At 60.9% G+C, this 17,221-nt stretch carries 17 protein-coding genes and 1 riboswitch; of the genes, 10 read left to right on the top strand and 7 right to left on the bottom strand.

The genetic code is table 11. The annotated features are described in order from the left end of the window. Positions 1-472: 472 nt before the first annotated feature. Entirely contained in the window at positions 473-706 is a 234-nt protein-coding gene (locus tag JFU57_RS02015; protein WP_020297612.1) for a hypothetical protein, read from the bottom strand. 205 nt (positions 707-911) lie between these two features. Between JFU57_RS02015 and JFU57_RS02010 the strand changes: the two genes are divergently transcribed. Then, positions 912-1,496, top strand: a complete 585-nt coding sequence (locus JFU57_RS02010) for a YajG family lipoprotein (protein ID WP_020297611.1) — start codon at positions 912-914, stop codon at positions 1,494-1,496. A gap of 102 nt (positions 1,497-1,598) precedes the next feature. Here the strand turns inward: JFU57_RS02010 and JFU57_RS02005 are convergent, their stop codons facing one another. Then, entirely contained in the window at positions 1,599-1,805 is a 207-nt protein-coding gene (locus tag JFU57_RS02005) for a hypothetical protein (RefSeq protein WP_020297610.1), read from the bottom strand. Positions 1,806-1,994: 189 nt separating this feature from the next. Here JFU57_RS02005 and JFU57_RS02000 point away from each other — a divergent pair, with 189 nt between their 5' ends. Next, positions 1,995-2,282 (top strand): hypothetical protein, encoded by a 288-nt coding sequence (locus tag JFU57_RS02000; protein WP_078472423.1) that lies wholly within the window; start codon positions 1,995-1,997, stop codon positions 2,280-2,282. A 71-nt stretch (positions 2,283-2,353) separates the two neighbouring features. Here JFU57_RS02000 and JFU57_RS01995 read toward each other — a convergent pair whose 3' ends face one another. Continuing rightward, positions 2,354-3,517, bottom strand: a complete 1,164-nt coding sequence (locus tag JFU57_RS01995; RefSeq protein ID WP_201127877.1) for a 1-acyl-sn-glycerol-3-phosphate acyltransferase — start codon at positions 3,515-3,517, stop codon at positions 2,354-2,356. A gap of 143 nt (positions 3,518-3,660) precedes the next feature. Between JFU57_RS01995 and JFU57_RS01990 the strand changes: the two genes are divergently transcribed. The 3 genes from JFU57_RS01990 to JFU57_RS01980 are packed head-to-tail and all read left to right on the top strand — an operon-like array spanning position 3,661 to position 4,773. Further along, entirely contained in the window at positions 3,661-3,843 is a 183-nt protein-coding gene (locus JFU57_RS01990) for a CPXCG motif-containing cysteine-rich protein (protein ID WP_020297607.1), read from the top strand. A 12-nt stretch (positions 3,844-3,855) separates the two neighbouring features. Beyond that, positions 3,856-4,116 carry a putative signal transducing protein gene (locus JFU57_RS01985; RefSeq protein ID WP_020297606.1) on the top strand — a complete coding sequence of 87 codons (261 nt, stop codon included), beginning with the start codon at positions 3,856-3,858 and terminating at the stop codon, positions 4,114-4,116. Between the two features lie 36 nt (positions 4,117-4,152). Then, on the top strand, positions 4,153-4,773 hold the full coding sequence (locus JFU57_RS01980; RefSeq protein ID WP_201127876.1) for an SOS response-associated peptidase: 621 nt from the start codon (positions 4,153-4,155) through the stop codon (positions 4,771-4,773). A 75-nt stretch (positions 4,774-4,848) separates the two neighbouring features. On the opposite strand, the gene JFU57_RS01975 is transcribed toward JFU57_RS01980, so the two are convergent. Next, positions 4,849-6,990 (bottom strand): methyl-accepting chemotaxis protein, encoded by a 2,142-nt coding sequence (locus JFU57_RS01975; RefSeq protein ID WP_201127874.1) that lies wholly within the window; start codon positions 6,988-6,990, stop codon positions 4,849-4,851. 272 nt (positions 6,991-7,262) lie between these two features. On the opposite strand from JFU57_RS01975, the gene JFU57_RS01970 reads away from it, so the two are divergent. Continuing rightward, the gene (locus JFU57_RS01970; RefSeq protein WP_078472419.1) at positions 7,263-8,087 is read left to right on the top strand and encodes a M48 family metallopeptidase; all 825 of its coding nucleotides are present in this window, start codon (positions 7,263-7,265) and stop codon (positions 8,085-8,087) included. Between the two features lie 114 nt (positions 8,088-8,201). Here JFU57_RS01970 and JFU57_RS01965 read toward each other — a convergent pair whose 3' ends face one another. The 3 genes from JFU57_RS01965 to JFU57_RS01955 form a co-directional block, all read right to left on the bottom strand. Continuing rightward, positions 8,202-8,786: a TMEM165/GDT1 family protein gene (locus JFU57_RS01965; protein ID WP_201127873.1), complete on the bottom strand. Its 585-nt coding sequence runs from the start codon at positions 8,784-8,786 to the stop codon at positions 8,202-8,204. A gap of 88 nt (positions 8,787-8,874) precedes the next feature. After that, positions 8,875-8,998, bottom strand: a riboswitch (yybP-ykoY riboswitch). 50 nt (positions 8,999-9,048) lie between these two features. Next, complete coding sequence (locus JFU57_RS01960) at positions 9,049-10,047, bottom strand: class I SAM-dependent methyltransferase (RefSeq protein WP_201127872.1); 999 nt, start codon at positions 10,045-10,047, stop codon at positions 9,049-9,051. A 33-nt stretch (positions 10,048-10,080) separates the two neighbouring features. Then, positions 10,081-11,046 carry a 2-hydroxyacid dehydrogenase gene (locus JFU57_RS01955; protein ID WP_201127871.1) on the bottom strand — a complete coding sequence of 322 codons (966 nt, stop codon included), beginning with the start codon at positions 11,044-11,046 and terminating at the stop codon, positions 10,081-10,083. A gap of 82 nt (positions 11,047-11,128) precedes the next feature. On the opposite strand from JFU57_RS01955, the gene JFU57_RS01950 reads away from it, so the two are divergent. The 4 genes from JFU57_RS01950 to JFU57_RS01935 all read left to right on the top strand — a co-directional run bounded on the left by JFU57_RS01950 (position 11,129) and on the right by JFU57_RS01935 (position 17,211). Continuing rightward, entirely contained in the window at positions 11,129-11,758 is a 630-nt protein-coding gene (locus tag JFU57_RS01950; protein ID WP_020297599.1) for a LysE family translocator, read from the top strand. 167 nt (positions 11,759-11,925) lie between these two features. Continuing rightward, positions 11,926-13,608, top strand: a complete 1,683-nt coding sequence (locus tag JFU57_RS01945; protein ID WP_201127870.1) for a fatty acid--CoA ligase — start codon at positions 11,926-11,928, stop codon at positions 13,606-13,608. Between the two features lie 334 nt (positions 13,609-13,942). Continuing rightward, entirely contained in the window at positions 13,943-15,817 is a 1,875-nt protein-coding gene (locus JFU57_RS01940; RefSeq protein ID WP_201127869.1) for a DUF1302 domain-containing protein, read from the top strand. Between the two features lie 29 nt (positions 15,818-15,846). Further along, complete coding sequence (locus tag JFU57_RS01935; protein ID WP_078472413.1) at positions 15,847-17,211, top strand: DUF1329 domain-containing protein; 1,365 nt, start codon at positions 15,847-15,849, stop codon at positions 17,209-17,211. Positions 17,212-17,221: the final 10 nt, after the last annotated feature.

Raw genomic sequence — 17,221 nt, 5'->3', positions numbered from 1 at the left:
ATATGAGGAAGGCTCGGTCCTGTGTAGTCGGGGTGTTGTAGACGCTAATGGTGCTTGTACTGACGCAAAACTATTCATTTGCTCGCCACACTCTTGTGAAGTTGTGAAAACCCGTTTTTTTCACGCTCTTTTGAAGACGTGAACCTCAAAAAAGGGCTACCTCAGCCTGGCACCGGGCCCGAACGCTGGTGCCAGCATGGATGCATGACAGGCACAACGGGCATACAACTCAGTGTCCGAGCAAGGATAGCTCTGGCAGATTCGCGAAAAGTGGGGTTTGCAGGAGGAACAGCAAGCGCCAGCTTCACTCGATCTGTGTGGGCGGCTCTCTGTGGGCGGTGCGGGGTGCCAATACAAGCGCATCAGCGGTGCTGCGAGGCCCGATCAGGAGACGTCCTTATAATCGGGGGGAGATTGTAACGAAGAAACGCGCAGAAATGATCCTGTTAAATGACTTTTATTAGCCTTTTGGTCAGGTGGCCAGTACCTGTTGCCCCCGTGGCCGGGCAATGCGCGGGCTGACACGGGCGCTGGCAGGCAGGGGCTGATGCAGCCAGTTGAGGCGGATTTCGTCGATTTCCACCCAGCCATCGCCGGTCGGCGGCAGGCTGCAATGCTTGAAGGCCTGGCAGCGACCCTGTTGATCGAGCAGGGCAAAGCTGCGGTGTTTCTGGCGCGGTGCGAACAAGGACCAGAGAAAGTGCATGGCGAAATACCTGTTGGGTAATTGCGAGTTAGGATGCCGGTCAAGCGTTACAGCTCGATGTGACGCTTATGTCGGAAATATTACGTGAACCGACATGTACCGGACCTGTCTGAGCCTTGACTAAACCTGTTCTGAAGCTGGTTAGCCGTTGCCGAGCACCGCTATACTGCGCCCCTGTTTGTGCCTGATTTCTGGAGAGATGAGCATGTTGCAACGTTTGTTGTTCGGTTTGATCACTGTGACCAGCTTGACCCTGGCTGGCTGCGCCCACAGCCCGCAACAACTCAGCCCGGAACCGAAACTCACGACTCAACTGGCGCCCGTAGGGCATGGCCAGCCGGTGGTGGTGCGGGTGGTCGACGGTCGGCCTTCGCCAACCCTGGGCACCCGTGGTGGTCTGTATCCGGAAACCAGCGCGATCACTGTGCAGGGCGCGCAGATCTTGCCCAAGCTGCAGGCCCAGGCCGAAGCGGCCGTGCGTCTCCTGGGGTTCACCCCGACCAGCAATGCCTACAACGCGCCGCAGTTGACCGTTACCCTGGCCGAACTGAAGTATCAGTCGCCCAAGGAAGGCCTGTATGTCACGGAAGCCACCATCGGCGCGACCTTCCGCTCTGATGTGCAAAATGCCAACCGTCGCTACAGCGGCCGCTACGGCGCTTCCCTGGACCAGCGTTTCGGCATGGCGCCGAACCAGGAAACCAACACCAAGCTGGTCAGCGACGTGTTGAGCGATGCCCTGACCCGCCTGTTCAAGGACCCGACCGTGGGTCAGATCCTCGGCGAGTAACCTGCGCCCAATCGCTGGCTCAGGCCCGCGCGGCACAAAAAAGCCCGGTCTTCAGTGATGAAGCCGGGCTTTTTTATGCCTGAGGTTTATCCAGGCCCGAGATCACGCCGCCTCGACGTAGAAATCCAGCACGCTGACCCCGGTCAGCAAGTCGGTTTCCGGAAGGTCGGCGTGCTGATGCCCACCCAGGGCGCAATACACCAGCCAGTGCCGGTCCTGCACGTTGAACGCCAGGCTGCCGACCAGCGTCTGCTGCTCATCACTCTGGGCGATCAGATAAAGACGATCCTGGTTTTCTGCGTGCAGCATGATGTTCTCCGTGGTGTATCGAGGTGCAACAGACTGGCCTGTTTAGATGACGAACAGATGACCGGGTAAATTAATCGGCGCAAATTTCGTTTTTTGTCGGAAATAGCAGGCGATTACCGGCGCTTTGGGTAGAATTCGCGCCGCTAGACCATCGCCCGGCGCTGAGGCCGGATTCACTCGAGGTTCCCGATGTCGCTGCATGTGATCTGGTCGTTGTTCAACGCTCACCCCGCCAAACTGCTCAACCTGCTCGCGCTGCTGTTTGCCTGCCCGGGCAGCTGGGTCCTGCACGCCACGCGCCGTCGTGAACAGCGCGCATTGGCCAGCCTGGAAGCACAAAGCGCCAGCCGCAGCATCGATCAGCCCTTGCTGTTGCTGGATGTGGCCACCTTGCGCATGAACCGCTTCTTCTACCGTTTCGGTTTTGCCTGCCTGGCCCTGGCACTGCTGGTGTCCTGGATCAGCACACGGTTTTGACCCGCGAACACTGAGGGTGACAGACACAACAACGGCGCCTTGGGGCGCCGTTGTGGTTTTGCGAGCTTGGGTTACAGCGCCAGCCCGGCCTTGACCCGGTACTGGTTGCGTACCGGGGTCGCGTATTGCAGCACCAGGTACGGCCGATGGTCCACGGGGCAGGCTTCCAGGCGCCGTTGCCATTCTTCCTCGGCCTTGGCCAGCTCCTGGGCAGGGAACACGTCCTTGGCCGCGGGCACCTGCAACTGCGGGTCGGCATCACTCCACTGGGCATACGCCAGGTAATGCACCGGGAACAGGCGATATCCGCCGAGAATCTGCCGATCCATCTCCACCGCCAATTGCTTGGTGTCTTCGAACAGTTCGCTGATAGGCGCGGCGAAGTTGACGTGGACCCGGCCCTTGTAGCCGGTGATGCCCTTGGCGATGCTCACATCGTCCTCGCCCGGCACCTTGGTGTAGGTGCCCGTGGTGGCGCGGATAAACAGTTCACGGGCCTTGGCCTGGTCGCAGGGGTCGTATTCGTAGCTGATCGAGACCGGGGTCAGGTTCAGCGACTGGATGACTTCGCCGAACGGCTCATCCTTGCGGCTCATGTGGAACATCTTGAGGATCGCCGACTCGGTGCGATCATCACCGTCCTTGGCGCGGCCTTCGGCCTGGGCGATCCAGATCGAAGCGCAATCATTGCGGATCGAGTGGTTGATGTAGGCCGACAGCAATTGGTAGGCGGCCATTTTTTCCCGACGCCCGGTAATCGAGCGGTGCACGATAAAGCTCTTGTTCAGGCGCATCAGGTCGCTGACAAACGGCTTTTGCAGCAGGTTGTCGCCAATTGCGATGCGCGGGGTCGGCAGGCCGGCGTGATACACGGCGTAGTTGACGAAGGCCGGGTCCATCACGATGTCGCGGTGGTTGGCGATAAACAGATAGGCGCTGCCGGACTTGAATTGTTCGACGCCGGTATAGGTTACGCCGTCGGTCGCGCGCTCGATGGTGTGGTCGACGTAGTACTCGACCTTGTCCTGCAGGGTGGCTACCGAAGTCACGCTGGCGAACTCGCGCCGCAGTCGATGAGCTATAAGAGGTTTGAGCAGCCAGCCGAAGGCGCCGGCAAAGCGCGGGAAGCGGAAGTGGGTGAGGATATCTAGAAACGCCTTGTCGCCGAGCAGTCGAGCCAGCACCGCTGGGACTTCGCTGTCGTCGTAAGGTCGGATGGCATCGAATTCGCCCATCATGCTCTCTTGTTGGAAACGGCTAGGGTAAGAAAAGGTTTGGATCGAAAAACGGCCGGGCACGGTCTGAAAAGTAAGCTCAAACAAAAATAGCCCTGCGAATAGACCGGCGATTATACGCACAAGTCACTCTGGAGACCGCGATGCTGGAAACCGAGCACTACTCCTGTCCCTATTGCGGCGAAGAAGCCGAGGCCGTGCTGGATTTGTCCGGCGGCGATCAAACCTATATCGAAGACTGCCCGGTGTGCTGCCGGCCCATTGTATTCAGGCTACAAACCGACGGTCAGGAATGGATGCTCGATGTTCACAGTGAAAACGAATGATGGGGTGGCCGTATGCAGCGCATCTACGAACCGGAAAACCTGATGGAGGGCGAGTTGCTGCAGAGCATGCTGGCCAGCGAAGGGGTCGAGGCGCATCTGGCGGGGCGCGACCTGCTGGGTGGCGCCGGCGAGTTACCGGTGTTCGGATTGCTTGGGCTGACGGTGCCAAACGATCAGGCGCAATACGCACGGGAGCTGATCGCTGCGTACAATGCGGCCCTGCCGATGCCCTTTGAAGAGCCGGAAAACTTTGCCGGCGTGCTGGTCTGTTAGGCTGGCCGCCTATTTGTCGAGAGTTGTATTGCCCCCATGTGTGGACGTTATGCCCTGTTTCGCTGGAACCCCGCGTTTGCGGCCTTGCCCGGGTTTCCGGCGGATCAGCAGGCGCAGTGGAATATTTCGCCCAACGACTCGGTGCTGATCATGCGCGCCGAAGCTGAGCAGCGCACCCTGGCGCGGGCTCGCTGGGGCCTGACCCCGCCCTGGTTGACCGACCTGTCACGCACCCCGGCCCACGCCCGGGCTGAAACCCTGGCCGAGCAACCGATGTTTCGCGAGGCATTTCGTCAGCGGCGCTGCCTGCTGCCGGCCAATGGGTTCTATGAATGGCGGGGTGGTACGCGCAAGCGCCCGTATTGGCTGACCCCGGGGGAGGGCTCAGCGCTGTTTTTTGCCGCGATCTGGGAAGCCTACCCGGTGCAGGAGCAGGTCTGGCTGAGTACCGCGGTGGTGACCCAGGCCGCGTCGAACCAGCGCCGACCGCTGATTCTCGATGCCGAGGGCCAGGCTGCCTGGCTGGATCCGCAAACACCGGTGCCGGTCCTGCATGCCTTGCTCGCCAGTCCTCCGGCGGCGTTGCGCGAACGGGTACTGGCCAATCTGGTGAATGACCCGAAACTCAATGCCCCCGAGTGCCTGACGCCGGGTTGAACCGGCTGGCGCCCCGGAGCGCCGGCCTTTCCTGCGCGAGCAAGCCGCAGTAGCGGAGGCTGGCGCAGGGTCTTGTCAAACCTTGAACTGGTTGATCAGGCGCCGCTGCTGTTCGGCCAGTTTGGTCAGGCCCGCACTGGCTGCGCTTGATTCGTCGGCACCGCCGGCCACTTCATTGGCCACCTGGCCGATATTGATCACGTTGCGGTTGATGTCCTCGGCCACGGCGCTCTGTTCCTCGGCGGCGCTGGCGATCTGGGTGTTCATGTCGTTAATCACCGACACCGCTTGAGTGATGGTCTCCAGCGCTTCGGCGGCCTTGGCCGCGTGTTGCACGCTCTGGTCGGTCTTGGTCTGGCTGTCTTCCATGACCCGCACCACGTCGCGCGTGCCTTGCTGCAACTGCTGGATCATCGACTGGATTTCTTCCGTGGCCTGCTGGGTCTTCTGGGCCAGGTTGCGCACTTCGTCAGCCACCACCGCAAACCCCCGCCCTTGTTCGCCGGCGCGCGCCGCTTCGATGGCGGCGTTGAGGGCCAGCAGGTTGGTCTGCTCGGCGATGCCGCGAATGGCGATCAGGATCGCATTGATGTTTTCGCTGTCCTTGGCCAGGGTCTGTACCACGCCGACCGCCTTGCCGATTTCCACGGCCAGGGCGCCGATCGAAGTCGAGGTCTCGCGCACGATCTGCATGCCCTGGCTGGCGGCCTGGTCGGCGTGGGTCGCGGCTTGTGCGGCCTGGGTCGCATTGCGCGCCACGTCCTGGGCGGTGGCGGTCATTTCGTGCACCGCGGTGGCCACCTGGTCGATTTCGACCATCTGTTTATGCACGCCCTGATTGGTGCGGATGGCGATATCGGCGGTGTGCTCCGAGGAGTCACTGACACTCTGCACCGAGCTCACCACCTGGGTGATCATCGCCTGCAACTTGGCCAGGAAGGTGTTGAAGCCCTTGGCGATCGAACCCAGTTCGTCGACCCGATCGCTGCTCAGGCGGCGAGTCAGGTCGCCTTCGCCCTGGGCGATATCGTCGAGCATGGCCACCATCTGCTTCAGCGGGCGAGCGATTCCGCGACCGACCAGCCAGATCACCAGCAGGCCGACGCCGGCCACCAGCAGGCCAACCATCGCCATGCCGAACGTGTCGGCCTGGCGTTGCGCAGCCAGATCGTTCTGCAGTTTTTGCAGGTCGGCCATTACCGCGTCCAGGGGCAGGTGCAGCATCAGGGTCCATTGGGCATCGGTCTGGCCAATGCCAAAGGGCAGGTAGACTTCGATTTCGTTGCCGGCCTGGTCGACGCTGTAGGCCACTTCACCGCGCTTGAGGTGATTCAGCCTGGCCAGCTTGTCGCCTTGCAGGATGCTGCTGACCGGCTCGCCGAATTTGCCCGAGTCCCGGGTATAGGCCACCAGCCGCCCGTTGCCGCCGATCAGGGCCATTTCCCCGGCGCCGTCATAGAGTGTGTGGTTCGCTGCCAGGAGCATGTCCTGGATGAAGTTCACCGAGAGGTCGGCGCCGACGATGCCCTGGAACGTGCCATTGAGCATGATCGGTTGAATGAAGGAGGCGAGCATCACGACCTTGTCCCCGACCTTATAGGGCGCCGGATCGATCACGCAGGGCTTTTTGCTTTCCTTGGAGCACAGGTAGTACTCGCTGGCGCGCACGCCGGTGGAGAGCAGCTTCTGGTCGTCGACGTCTGCCAGTTTGTCCAGGCCCAGGCTGCCGTCTTCATTGCGGAACCACCAGGGCAGGAAGCGGCCGTTGGCGGCGTCGATCCCCACCACCTGGGAGCCGACGTAGGCGGCGTCGTTCTGGTCGATGGCGTTTTTTTCCCAACCGACGTAGGCGCCGAGAATTTTCGGGTTCTGTGCGACGTTTTCCTTGATCAGGCCGATCAGCTGTTCTCGACTCAGGCTCAACTGGGGGGTGCCTTGGCTGCCCGGGTTTCCCATCAGGGCGTTGACCCGCACCAGGCCGCTGGCAATCAGCAATGGCGCTTCCAGTTCACGCTGGATCTGGCTGGCCTGGTTCTGGGCCAGTGTGCTCAGGCGCTGCTCGATAACCTGCTCGAACTGGGCCTGGGTGCGGGCTTGCACCATGTCCTGGGTCCGGGCGCCGGCGAACAGTGCGTAGAGCACCAGGGCCGCAACCACGCTGAGGACGATGGCGCCGGCCAGGGCGGCCACGGAAAACTGGATCGACTTGAATTTCATAGGGGCTCCGGTCGCAGGAATGGCGTCTGCCGTGCTGTATCGGCAGGCTCTGCAATGGCCATTAGCGTTGATTGCGCAAATGACCGTTTCCGATCGGCGCGAGTCGCAAATGAATACGGCAGGTCAGTGCAGGGCCTGGGGCGGCGGCTTGATGAATTATTTCCTACGGTCGTCGGGATGTATCTTGAACAGCGCATTTAGATGCCATTTGCATCTAGCGTCGATACCCGTCACCCCCTACGATACGCGCCATGTTTTCAGGGAGCGTTTTCATGATGAAGTCGAAGAAGTCATTGCTTGCATGTGCACTGGGTACCAGCCTGCTGCTCGGTGGTTGTCAGGCCGTGAACACCACCAGTGGCGGCGCCGTGGGTGTCGATCGCAAGCAGTACATGTTCAGCATGCTGTCGAGCGATGAGGTCAACCAGTCCTATGCCCAGGACTACCAGCAGACGCTGGGTGATGCGAGCAACAAGGGCATGCTGGACAAGACCAGCGCCACCGCCAAGCGCGTGCAGAGAATTGCCGACCGCCTGGTCGCCCAGGCCCCTACCTTCCGCCCGGATTGCGCGGCGTGGAAGTGGGAAGTCAACTTGATCAAGAGCGATGAGCTCAACGCCAACTGTGGTCCTGGCGGCAAGATCATTTTCTACACCGGCCTGATCGACAAGCTGCAACTGACCGACGATGAAATCGCCGCGGTGATGGGCCATGAAATCGCCCACGCCCTGCGCGAGCATGGCCGTGAAGCCATGTCCAAGGCCTACGGTGTGGGGGCGTTGAAGCAAATCGCCTTGCTCGCCGGTGCCCCCAAAGGCGCTGTGGACCTGAGTGATAACGGCGTGAACCTGCTGATGACCTTGCCCAACAGCCGCGACAACGAAAACGAAGCGGACCTGATCGGCCTGGAGTTGGCGGCCCGTGCCGGCTACAACCCGAACGCGGCGATCAGCCTGTGGAACAAGATGAGCAAGGCGTCGGAAGGCGCGCCGCCGGAATTCCTCAGCACTCACCCGGCGTCCACTAGCCGGATCAGCTCGTTGCAGGCGGCAATCCCCAAGGTCATGCCGTTGTATCAGCAAGCCAAGAAGTCCTGATAGCCTGGCGTCACGTCCTGTGACGCCATCCCCGGCAACACCGGCCTCTGCATGATTGTGCAGCGGCCGGCTCGCCGACGATGAAGGCGCCCCAGGCGCCTCCCTCCGTTTTGCTTACACCCACCCGCTGCTTTGCATGGCCTTGTACACCGCAACCAGGGCCAGGACGAAGAACGCCGATGCCGCCAGGCGACGGATCAGGGTCAGGGGCAGTTTGTCTGCCGCGAAGTTGCCGGCCAGTACCACAGGTACGTTGGCGATCAGCATGCCCAGGGTGGTGCCGATGATGACCAACCACAGTTCAGGGTACTGCGCCGCGAGCATGACTGTGGCGATCTGGGTCTTGTCACCGATTTCCGCGAGGAAGAACGCAATCAGGGTGGTCAGGAACGGCCCGAACTTGCGTGCGGTGCTGGCTTCGTCTTCGTCCATTTTGTCGGGAACCAGGGTCCACAAGGCCGTGGCGGCAAAGCTGGCGGCAAGGATCCAGTGCAGGGTGACGTCGGAGAAGAAGCTGCCGAACCAGGCACCCACCGCACCGGCGGCCGCATGGTTGGCCAGGGTTGCGGCGACGATACCGGCGATGATCGGCCAGGGTTTGCGAAAGCGCGCGGCGAGAATCAGAGCGAGCAGCTGCGTCTTGTCGCCGATTTCGGCCAAGGCAACGATTGCGGTAGGAACGAGTAGAGAATCCAGCATCAGGTTTTTCCTAAGGGGCGGGTCGACACGGCTATGACACGTACAGCCTCCCCGCCCCGGGTAAGGTGTTCGTGTCATAGGTCTTGTCAAACCCTGCGGTCCGTCTGTGCGGACTCTTGGGTCGCATGCGCCATGGTCTGTTGACCAAGTATGTTGACGCATGCCGGACGAGCATGGCGCTCGTGGGAGACTACTCCCCTAGGACGGAGCGGATTCTGCCTAGGCAAAATCCATTCGGCAAGCCTTCTTTTGCAAAAGCCGCTTACCCGCGCTTGGCCCGGTAAATGCGAAAACCCTGGCCTTCGGCCTTGATCGAACATGGCCCCAGATGCTCTTCGATCAGCGGTTGGTAACGCAGGAAGCTATTGGCAACCAGCCGAAGTTCGCCGCCGTTTTTCAGATGTTTGGCTGCTTTTTTCAGCAAGTTTTCGGTGGCGTGATAGTCAGTGTGAACCCCGACATGGAACGGCGGGTTGCTCAGGATGGCGTTCAAACCCATGGGCGCGGCGTCGATTCCGTCGCCGGTCAGGACCTCGGCTTCCAGGCCATTGGCAGCCAGGGTCAAACGACTGCTTGCGGCAGCGAAGGCATCGACGTCGAGCAGCGTCACGCTGTTATGCGGGTAGCGGCGCTTGACCGCCGCCCCCAGGACGCCGGCGCCACAGCCGAAGTCCAGCAGGTGGCCGCTGGGCAGTTTGTCCAGATGTTCCAGCAACAGTGCGCTGCCGCGATCCAGCCGGCCGTGGCTGAATACGCCGGGCAGGCTGATGACCTTGAGCGGGCCTTCGGCCAGGGGCAATTCGTATTCCTGGGCCAGGCTTTCCAGGGTTACCGCTTCGGGGGCATTGGCGACGGTGACTTGCCACAGCTGGCAATGCCGCGCGCTGTCGAGCTTGCGTGGTTTGCCGAAGGGGTTGAGTTGCTTGGCCGCGCCTTCGATACCGCTGCGTTTTTCACCCACCAGGTACAGCTCGCGCCCAGCCAGGCGCGAGGCCAGGGCATTGAGCAGGTAGTCGGTCAGGTCCTTGGATTTGGGCAGGAAGAGCACGGCGCTTTCGAACCCTCGCTGCGGCGCATCCACCCCGAAATGGCTGCGTTCGGCAAAACGAGCGTCGAGCGCCGCCTGGTCACCGGCGTGCCAGCACCAGCCATGGGCATCGGGCAGCCGACCCAGCAAGTCGTCGGCGGGCAGGCCCGCCAGCAGCAGCGAACCTTGAAACAATTCAGCCTGGCGAAGCAGTACTTCACTGCGCGGATCCATAACCTGCTCCTTGAAAAAAAGTGGCGCAGTCTATCAACTGACGACCCGCAGCGCTGTACCGCTGAAAAAGCCCCGGGCATTTTCCGTCAATTGGCCGACGATGCGCTGGCGCGCCTCGCGGCTGCCCCAGGCGATATGCGGGGTGACGATCAGCCGTGGAATGTCGGCGGCCAGCAGCGGGTTGCCAGACACTGGCGGCTCGACACTCAGCACGTCGGTGGCGGCACCGCCCAGGTGGCCGCTGCGCAGGGCATCGGCCAGGGCCTGCTCGTCGATCAGGCCACCGCGTGCGGTGTTGACCACAAAGGCGTTGGGCTTGAGCAGGGCCAGCTCGCGGGCGCCGATGAAGTGGCGGGTGTGCTCATTGAGCGGGCAGTGCAGGGTCAGGGCGTCGATTTGCGGCAGCAACTCATCCAGCGGCAGGCGGTCGGCGCGGGGCTGGCGGCCGGGCAGTTGGCCCAGCAGCACGCGCATGCCAAAGGCCTCGGCCAGGCGCGCCACGGCGCTGCCGAGTTCGCCATGCCCGAGCAGGCCCAGGGTTTTGCCTTCGAGTTCGACAATCGGGTAATCGAGCAGGCAGAACTGCTTGGCCTGTTGCCAGCGTCCTTCGCCCACGGCTTTCTGATAATCGCCCAGGCGTGTGGCCAGGTTGAGCAGCAGCATCAGTGTGTGCTGGGCCACCGACGGCGTGCCGTAACCCTGGCAGTTGCTGACGGTAATGCCCTGGGCCCGGGCCGCGGCGAGGTCGACGTTATTGGTACCCGTGGCGGCAATCAGGATCAGTTTCAGGTCAGGGCAGGCGGCGAGGGTCTTGGCGTCAAGCAGGACCTTGTTGCTGATGGCCACCTGGGCGCCCTGCAGGTGTTCTATGACCTGGTTGGGGGCGCTGCTGGAGCACAGCTGCAGGTCGCTGAAGCTGTCGCGCAGTTCGCCAAGATCAAGGTCGCCGAGGTCGAGGGAGGTGGAGTCAAGAAATACGGCGCGGCGCTGGTTAGTCATCAACTGTACCTTTTGCACTAGAGGTCTGAAGGCGTAATCTGCCGAGCCTACCAGATGAAATAATTAGAAACACGGGAGCCCCATGTACCTGACAGAGTTCTTGACCGTTGCCCTCATCCACCTGCTTGCCGTAGCCAGCCCAGGCCCGGACTTTGCCGTGGTGGTCCGCGAGAGCGTGACCCACGGCCGTCGCGCCGGGACCTGGACGGCACTGGGGGTGGGCACCGCGATTTTCCTGCATGTGGGTTATTCGCTGCTGGGGATCGGCCTGATCGTGTCGCAGTCGATCGTGCTGTTCAACGCATTGAAATGGCTGGCGGCGGCTTACCTGTTGTACATCGGCTTCAAGGCCCTGCGCGCCAAGCCGGCTGCCCCGGCCACGGAAAACCTGCACCATGAAGCCGGCGAGCGCACGGCTCGCGGGGCCTTTACTTCCGGCTTTGTGACCAACGGCCTGAACCCCAAGGCGACGCTGTTCTTCCTGTCCTTGTTCACCGTGGTGATCAACCCGCACACGCCCCTGGCGATCCAGGCCGGTTACGGCGTGTACCTGGCGGCGGCGACGGCGTTCTGGTTCTGCCTGGTGGCCATGCTGTTCAGCCAGCAACGAGTGCGCGCCGGTTTTGCGCGCATGGGCCACTGGTTTGACCGGACCATGGGCGCGGTGCTGATCGCCATCGGCGTAAAACTGGCCTTCACCGAAATGCACTGATTCAAAGAACAGATCGCGAAATATCCCTTCTGACCGCGCAAATACTGGCGTAACGCTAGTATTTGCTTGGCTCTGCAAATCATTCCTTTGGCTGATTTGGTTGCTGCACTCTCACTCTAGAGTGGGCATTCTTCAGTTACGACCGGGCAGTCAGAAAAGGGATTCTTATGTTGCAGACTCGCGTGATTCCACCAGCCGAAGGCGCTTACCAATACCCGTTGCTGATCAAGCGGCTGCTGATGTCCGGCAGTCGCTACGAGAAAACCCGGGAGATCGTCTACCGCGACCAACTGCGCTACACCTACCCGACCCTTACCGAGAGGGTCGCGCGCCTGGCCAATGTGCTGACGGAGGCCGGGGTCAAGGCCGGCGACACGGTGGCGGTGATGGATTGGGACAGCCATCGCTACCTGGAATGCATGTTCGCCATTCCAATGATCGGCGCCGTGATCCACACCATCAACGTGCGCCTCTCGTCAGAACAGATTCTCTACACCATGAACCATGCCGTGGACCGCGTGGTGCTGGTCAACAGCGAGTTCGTCGGCCTGTACCAGGGCATTGCCGGGCAACTGACCACGGTGGAGAAAACCCTGCTGCTGACCGATGGCCCGGAGAAAACCGCCGAGCTGCCGAACCTGGTGGGCGAGTACGAACAGTTGCTGGCCGCGGCCAGCCCGCAGTATCAGTTCGAAGACTTCGACGAAAACTCGGTCGCCACCACCTTCTACACCACGGGTACCACCGGTAACCCCAAGGGTGTGTACTTCACCCACCGCCAGCTGGTGCTGCACACCATGGGGGTCGCGACCACCATGGGCTGCATCGACAGCGTGCGGCTGCTGGGCACCAATGACGTGTACATGCCCATCACCCCGATGTTCCACGTGCACGCCTGGGGCCTGCCGTATGTGGCCACCATGCTCGGGCTGAAACAGGTCTACCCCGGGCGTTATGACCCCGAGTACCTGGTGGAGCTGTGGCGCAAGGAAAAGGTCACGTTCTCCCATTGCGTGCCAACCATCCTGCAGATGCTGCTCAATGCCAAGGCGGCCCAGGGCACGGATTTCGACGGCTGGAAAATCGTGATCGGCGGCAGCTCGCTGAATCGCGCCCTGTACGAAGCCGCCAAGGCCAAGGGCATCCAGCTGACGGCCGCCTACGGCATGTCCGAAACCGGTCCGTTGGTGGCCTGCGCTCACCTCAATGATGAGTTGATGGCGGGCAGCGAGGACGAACGCACCACCTACCGCATCAAGGCCGGGGTGCCGGGGCCCTTGGTGGAAGCGGCGATTGTCGACGGCGATGGCAACTTCCTGCCGGCCGATGGCGAGTCCCAGGGCGAACTGGTACTGCGCGCGCCATGGCTGACCGAAGGCTATTTCAACGAGCCGCAGAAGGGCGCCGAGCTCTGGGAGGGCGGCTGGTTGCATACCGGCGATGTCGCGACCCTGGACAGCATGGGCGTGATCGACATTCGCGACCGGATCAAGGACGTGATCAAGACTGGGGGCGAATGGATCTCCTCCCTCGACCTTGAAGACTTGATCAGCCGGCACGTGGCGGTACGTGAAGTAGCAGTGGTGGGTATCGCCGATCCGCAATGGGGCGAACGCCCGTTTGCCTTGCTGGTGATCCGTGAGGGCCACGTGATCGGGGCCAAGGAGCTCAAGGAGCATCTCAAGCCATTCGTGGAATTGGGGCACCTGAGCAAGTGGGCGATCCCGAGCCAGATTGCCCTTGTTACTGAAATTCCCAAGACCAGCGTAGGCAAGCTCGACAAGAAGCGTATTCGCATCGACATCAGCGAATGGCAGGCCAGCAACAGCACCTTTCTCTCGACCCTTTAATCCCCCTCTGGGCGCCCGAAAGGGCGCGCCAGACGCCCCCAAGCAAGCGCTTGCCTTGTGAAATCCGAATTTTCAGCCATCCTTGCCCCCGCCAGTGTCCACTGGCATGGCAAAGGACTGTTCTAGTGCGGTTGGAGGGTACAAATCACACTTTAGAGGGATCTAGCAGTACTACCTGCTGGATATAGTCCGTCCACGGATTTTTAAGAACGGAGCAAGCACGCGAGATACCGGGCTGCCACCTTGAACGATCTAGGGAGCCGAGCTTCTGTTTGTTCGGGGCGTTTTTAGAAGTGCTCACTGCCATAACAATAATGCACATGGAGTAGCGTCGATGACATCAGTAAACCAGTTCTGGCGCCGGGCAAAACTGCCTCTGGCCGTCAGCCTCGCCTCTACGCTCGCCGGACCCGCATTCGGCGTCAGTTTCAATATTGGTGAAATCGAAGGCAGCTTCGATTCGTCCCTTTCGCTGGGTGCCAGTTGGTCGACGGCGGGGCGCAACAAGGACCTGATCGGCGTTAACAACGGCGGTAAAGGCTTATCCCAAACGTCGGATGATGGCCATTTGAACTTTGATAAAGGCGACAGCTTTTCAAAGATCTTCAAAGGCATCCATGACCTTGAGTTGAAGTACGGCGACACGGGTGTGTTCGTTCGTGGCAAGTACTGGTATGACTTCAAGCTGAAAGATGACGATCTGGACTTCAAGAACATCAGTGACCACAACCGCAAGGAAGGCGCCAAGTCTTCCGGCGGGCAAATTCTTGATGCATTTGTCTATCACAACTATTCAATTGCCGATCAGCCAGGTTCGGTGCGCTTCGGCAAGCAGGTGGTGAGCTGGGGTGAAAGTACCTTTATCGGTGGTGGCATCAACTCGATCAACCCGATCGATGTCTCGGCGTTCCGCCGCCCTGGTGCCGAGATCAAGGAAGGCCTGATCCCGGTCAACATGTTCTACGTGTCCCAGACCCTGACCGAAAACCTGTCGGCTGAAGCTTTCTATCAGTTGGAATGGGATCAGACGGTCACCGACAACTGCGGGACGTTCTTTTCCCAGCCGGATGTGATTGCTGATGGTTGTACCGATAACCTGCGTTTGCTGAGCAAGCGCTCCTTCCTCGCTACTCAGCCCGGCGCTTTGCCAGGCTTGGCGCGGTTTGGACTCGATATCAATGATGAAGGGGTGTTGGTCAAGCGATCCGCCGATCGTGACGCACGCGATAGCGGCCAGTTCGGGGTCGCGATGCACTACAACTTCGAGCCGCTGGACACCGAGTTTGGCGCTTACTTCATGAACTACCACAGCCGTGCGCCGATCTTCAGCGCGACAGGGGCGCCCGCTTCAGTCTATGCGGATGCAGTGACATTCCTGCCGGGGGCGGCAGCGTCGTTACGTCCTTTGGCCATTGCCGGCAACTCTAAGTACTTTATCGAGTACCCGGAAGATATCCGTCTGTATGGCTTGAGCTTTTCTACCACTCTGCCAACCGGCACCGCCTGGAGTGGCGAACTCAGCTACCGTCCAAATGCACCTGTCCAACTCAACACCACCGATATTCTCTATTCGGGCGTAACCCCATTGCCAGGCCTGTCTGGAGCCTCACCGCTTAAAGGTGTCGCTGGGCAGGATCAGCATGGTTATCGCCGCAAAGAAGTGACCCAATTCCAGACCACGTTCACCCATTTCTTTGACCAAGTGATGGGGGCCAGCCGTCTCACCCTGGTGGGTGAAATAGGGGTGACTCATGTCGGTGGCCTGGAAGGCAGCGATGAAGCGCGTTATGGCCGTGACCCTGTGTATGGGCCTGGCGCAGGTCCTTTGTGCGCCACGCTCAACGCGGGAACCATTCAGGGCGCTGGTGCGGGTACGTCGAGAGACAACCTCTCACGCAATTGCAACAACGAAGGTTTCACCACGGCCACTTCCTGGGGCTACCGCGGTCGGGCCATCTGGGAATACCCCGATGTATTCGCCGGCATCAACCTCAAGCCCAACGTCGCTTGGTCCCATGACGTCGATGGTTACTCGCCAGGCCCTGGCGGCAACTTCGAAGAAGGCCGCAAGGCGATCAGCCTGGGGCTGGATGCGGAGTACCAGAACACCTACACCGCGAGCCTGGCTTACACCAACTTCTTCGGTGGCCGCTACACCACTGTGGATGACCGGGACTTCCTCGCTTTCAGCGTTGGCGCGAACTTCTAAGCACACTGTATTTTCAGGACGAACGAATTATGAAAATAACCAAAAGTCTGTTGCACGTCGGTGTGCTTGGACTGTCTTTGCTGGCAACCAGCGTCATGGCCGCGGTCTCGGCCGATGAAGCTGCCAAGCTGGGCACTACCCTGACGCCGATGGGCGCGGAGATGGCCGGAAACGCTGCCGGTACCATTCCGGCCTGGAAGCCGATGCCGACCAACGCCGGTACCGTGGACAGCAAAGGTTTCCTGTCCAACCCCTATGCCAGCGAACAGCCGCAATTCACCATCACCGCGCAGAACGTCGAGCAGTACAAGGACAAGCTGGCGCCCGGGCAGTACGCGATGTTCAAGCGTTACCCGGAAACCTTCAAGATGCCGGTGTACCCGTCCCATCGCGGCGCAACCGTGCCGGCTGATGTGTTCGCCGCCATCAAGGAAAACGCCACCAAGACCAACCTGGTCAGCGGTGGCAACGGCCTGGAAAACTTCAAGACCGCCATACCGTTCCCCATTCCGAAAAGTGGCGTGGAAGTCATCTGGAACCACATCACCCGCTATCGTGGTGGCAGCGTAACTCGTCTGGTCACCCAGGCCACGCCCCAGGCCAACGGCTCGTTCAGCCTGGTGTATTTCCAGGACCAGTTCGTATTCCGCGACAAGATGAAGGACTTCGATCCAGCCAACCCGGGCAACATCCTGTTCTACTTCAAGCAGAAAGTGACCGCTCCGGCGCGTCTGGCCGGTGGTGTGCTGCTGGTGCACGAAACCCTCGACCAAGTGAAAGAGCCGCGTTCGGCCTGGGTTTACAACGCTGGTCAGCGTCGGGTACGCCGCGCACCGCAAGTGTCCTATGACGGCCCGGGTACCGCGGCGGACGGCCTGCGTACCTCCGACAACCTGGACATGTACAACGGTGCACCGGATCGCTACGACTGGAAGCTCGAAGGCAAGAAAGAGCTCTACATTGCCTCCGACAGCTACAAGCTCGACTCGCCGACCCTCAAGTACACCGACATCATCAAGGCGGGCCACATCAACCAGGACCTGACTCGTTACGAGCTGCGCCGGGTCTGGCATGTGGTCGCGACCCTGAAGGAAGGTCAGCGCCACATCTATGCCAAGCGTGACTTCTACATCGACGAAGACACCTGGCAGGCCGCAGTCATCGACCACTACGACGGTCGTGGCCAGCTGTGGCGTGTGGCCGAGGCGCATGCCGAGAACTACTACGACAAGCAAGTGCCGTGGTACGCCGTGGAAACCCTCTACGACCTGCAGTCCGGCCGCTACCTGGCACTGGGCATGAAGAACGAAGAGAAACAGGCTTATGACTTCGGTTTCACTGCCACCACCAGCGACTTCACTCCAGCTGCATTGCGTCAGGACGGTGTTCGCTAATCTGCTGTAA

The sequence above is a fragment of the Pseudomonas sp. TH07 genome, assembly GCF_016651285.1.
Taxonomy (GTDB): Bacteria; Pseudomonadota; Gammaproteobacteria; order Pseudomonadales; family Pseudomonadaceae; genus Aquipseudomonas.
This window is presented reverse-complemented; position numbering and strand designations above follow the sequence as displayed.

Coding starts and splice junctions, on each gene's coding strand:
- JFU57_RS01970 (WP_078472419.1), top strand. CDS start 7,263: ATGATGAAGTCGAAGAAGTCATTGCTTGCATGTGCACTGGGTACCAGC.
- JFU57_RS01955 (WP_201127871.1), bottom strand. CDS start 11,046: ATGACTAACCAGCGCCGCGCCGTATTTCTTGACTCCACCTCCCTCGAC.
- JFU57_RS01975 (WP_201127874.1), bottom strand. CDS start 6,990: ATGAAATTCAAGTCGATCCAGTTTTCCGTGGCCGCCCTGGCCGGCGCC.
- JFU57_RS01985 (WP_020297606.1), top strand. CDS start 3,856: ATGCAGCGCATCTACGAACCGGAAAACCTGATGGAGGGCGAGTTGCTG.
- JFU57_RS02005 (WP_020297610.1), bottom strand. CDS start 1,805: ATGCTGCACGCAGAAAACCAGGATCGTCTTTATCTGATCGCCCAGAGT.
- JFU57_RS02010 (WP_020297611.1), top strand. CDS start 912: ATGTTGCAACGTTTGTTGTTCGGTTTGATCACTGTGACCAGCTTGACC.
- JFU57_RS02000 (WP_078472423.1), top strand. CDS start 1,995: ATGTCGCTGCATGTGATCTGGTCGTTGTTCAACGCTCACCCCGCCAAA.
- JFU57_RS01950 (WP_020297599.1), top strand. CDS start 11,129: ATGTACCTGACAGAGTTCTTGACCGTTGCCCTCATCCACCTGCTTGCC.
- JFU57_RS01960 (WP_201127872.1), bottom strand. CDS start 10,047: ATGGATCCGCGCAGTGAAGTACTGCTTCGCCAGGCTGAATTGTTTCAA.
- JFU57_RS01965 (WP_201127873.1), bottom strand. CDS start 8,786: ATGCTGGATTCTCTACTCGTTCCTACCGCAATCGTTGCCTTGGCCGAA.
- JFU57_RS01940 (WP_201127869.1), top strand. CDS start 13,943: ATGACATCAGTAAACCAGTTCTGGCGCCGGGCAAAACTGCCTCTGGCC.
- JFU57_RS02015 (WP_020297612.1), bottom strand. CDS start 706: ATGCACTTTCTCTGGTCCTTGTTCGCACCGCGCCAGAAACACCGCAGC.
- JFU57_RS01990 (WP_020297607.1), top strand. CDS start 3,661: ATGCTGGAAACCGAGCACTACTCCTGTCCCTATTGCGGCGAAGAAGCC.
- JFU57_RS01995 (WP_201127877.1), bottom strand. CDS start 3,517: ATGGGCGAATTCGATGCCATCCGACCTTACGACGACAGCGAAGTCCCA.
- JFU57_RS01980 (WP_201127876.1), top strand. CDS start 4,153: ATGTGTGGACGTTATGCCCTGTTTCGCTGGAACCCCGCGTTTGCGGCC.
- JFU57_RS01945 (WP_201127870.1), top strand. CDS start 11,926: ATGTTGCAGACTCGCGTGATTCCACCAGCCGAAGGCGCTTACCAATAC.
- JFU57_RS01935 (WP_078472413.1), top strand. CDS start 15,847: ATGAAAATAACCAAAAGTCTGTTGCACGTCGGTGTGCTTGGACTGTCT.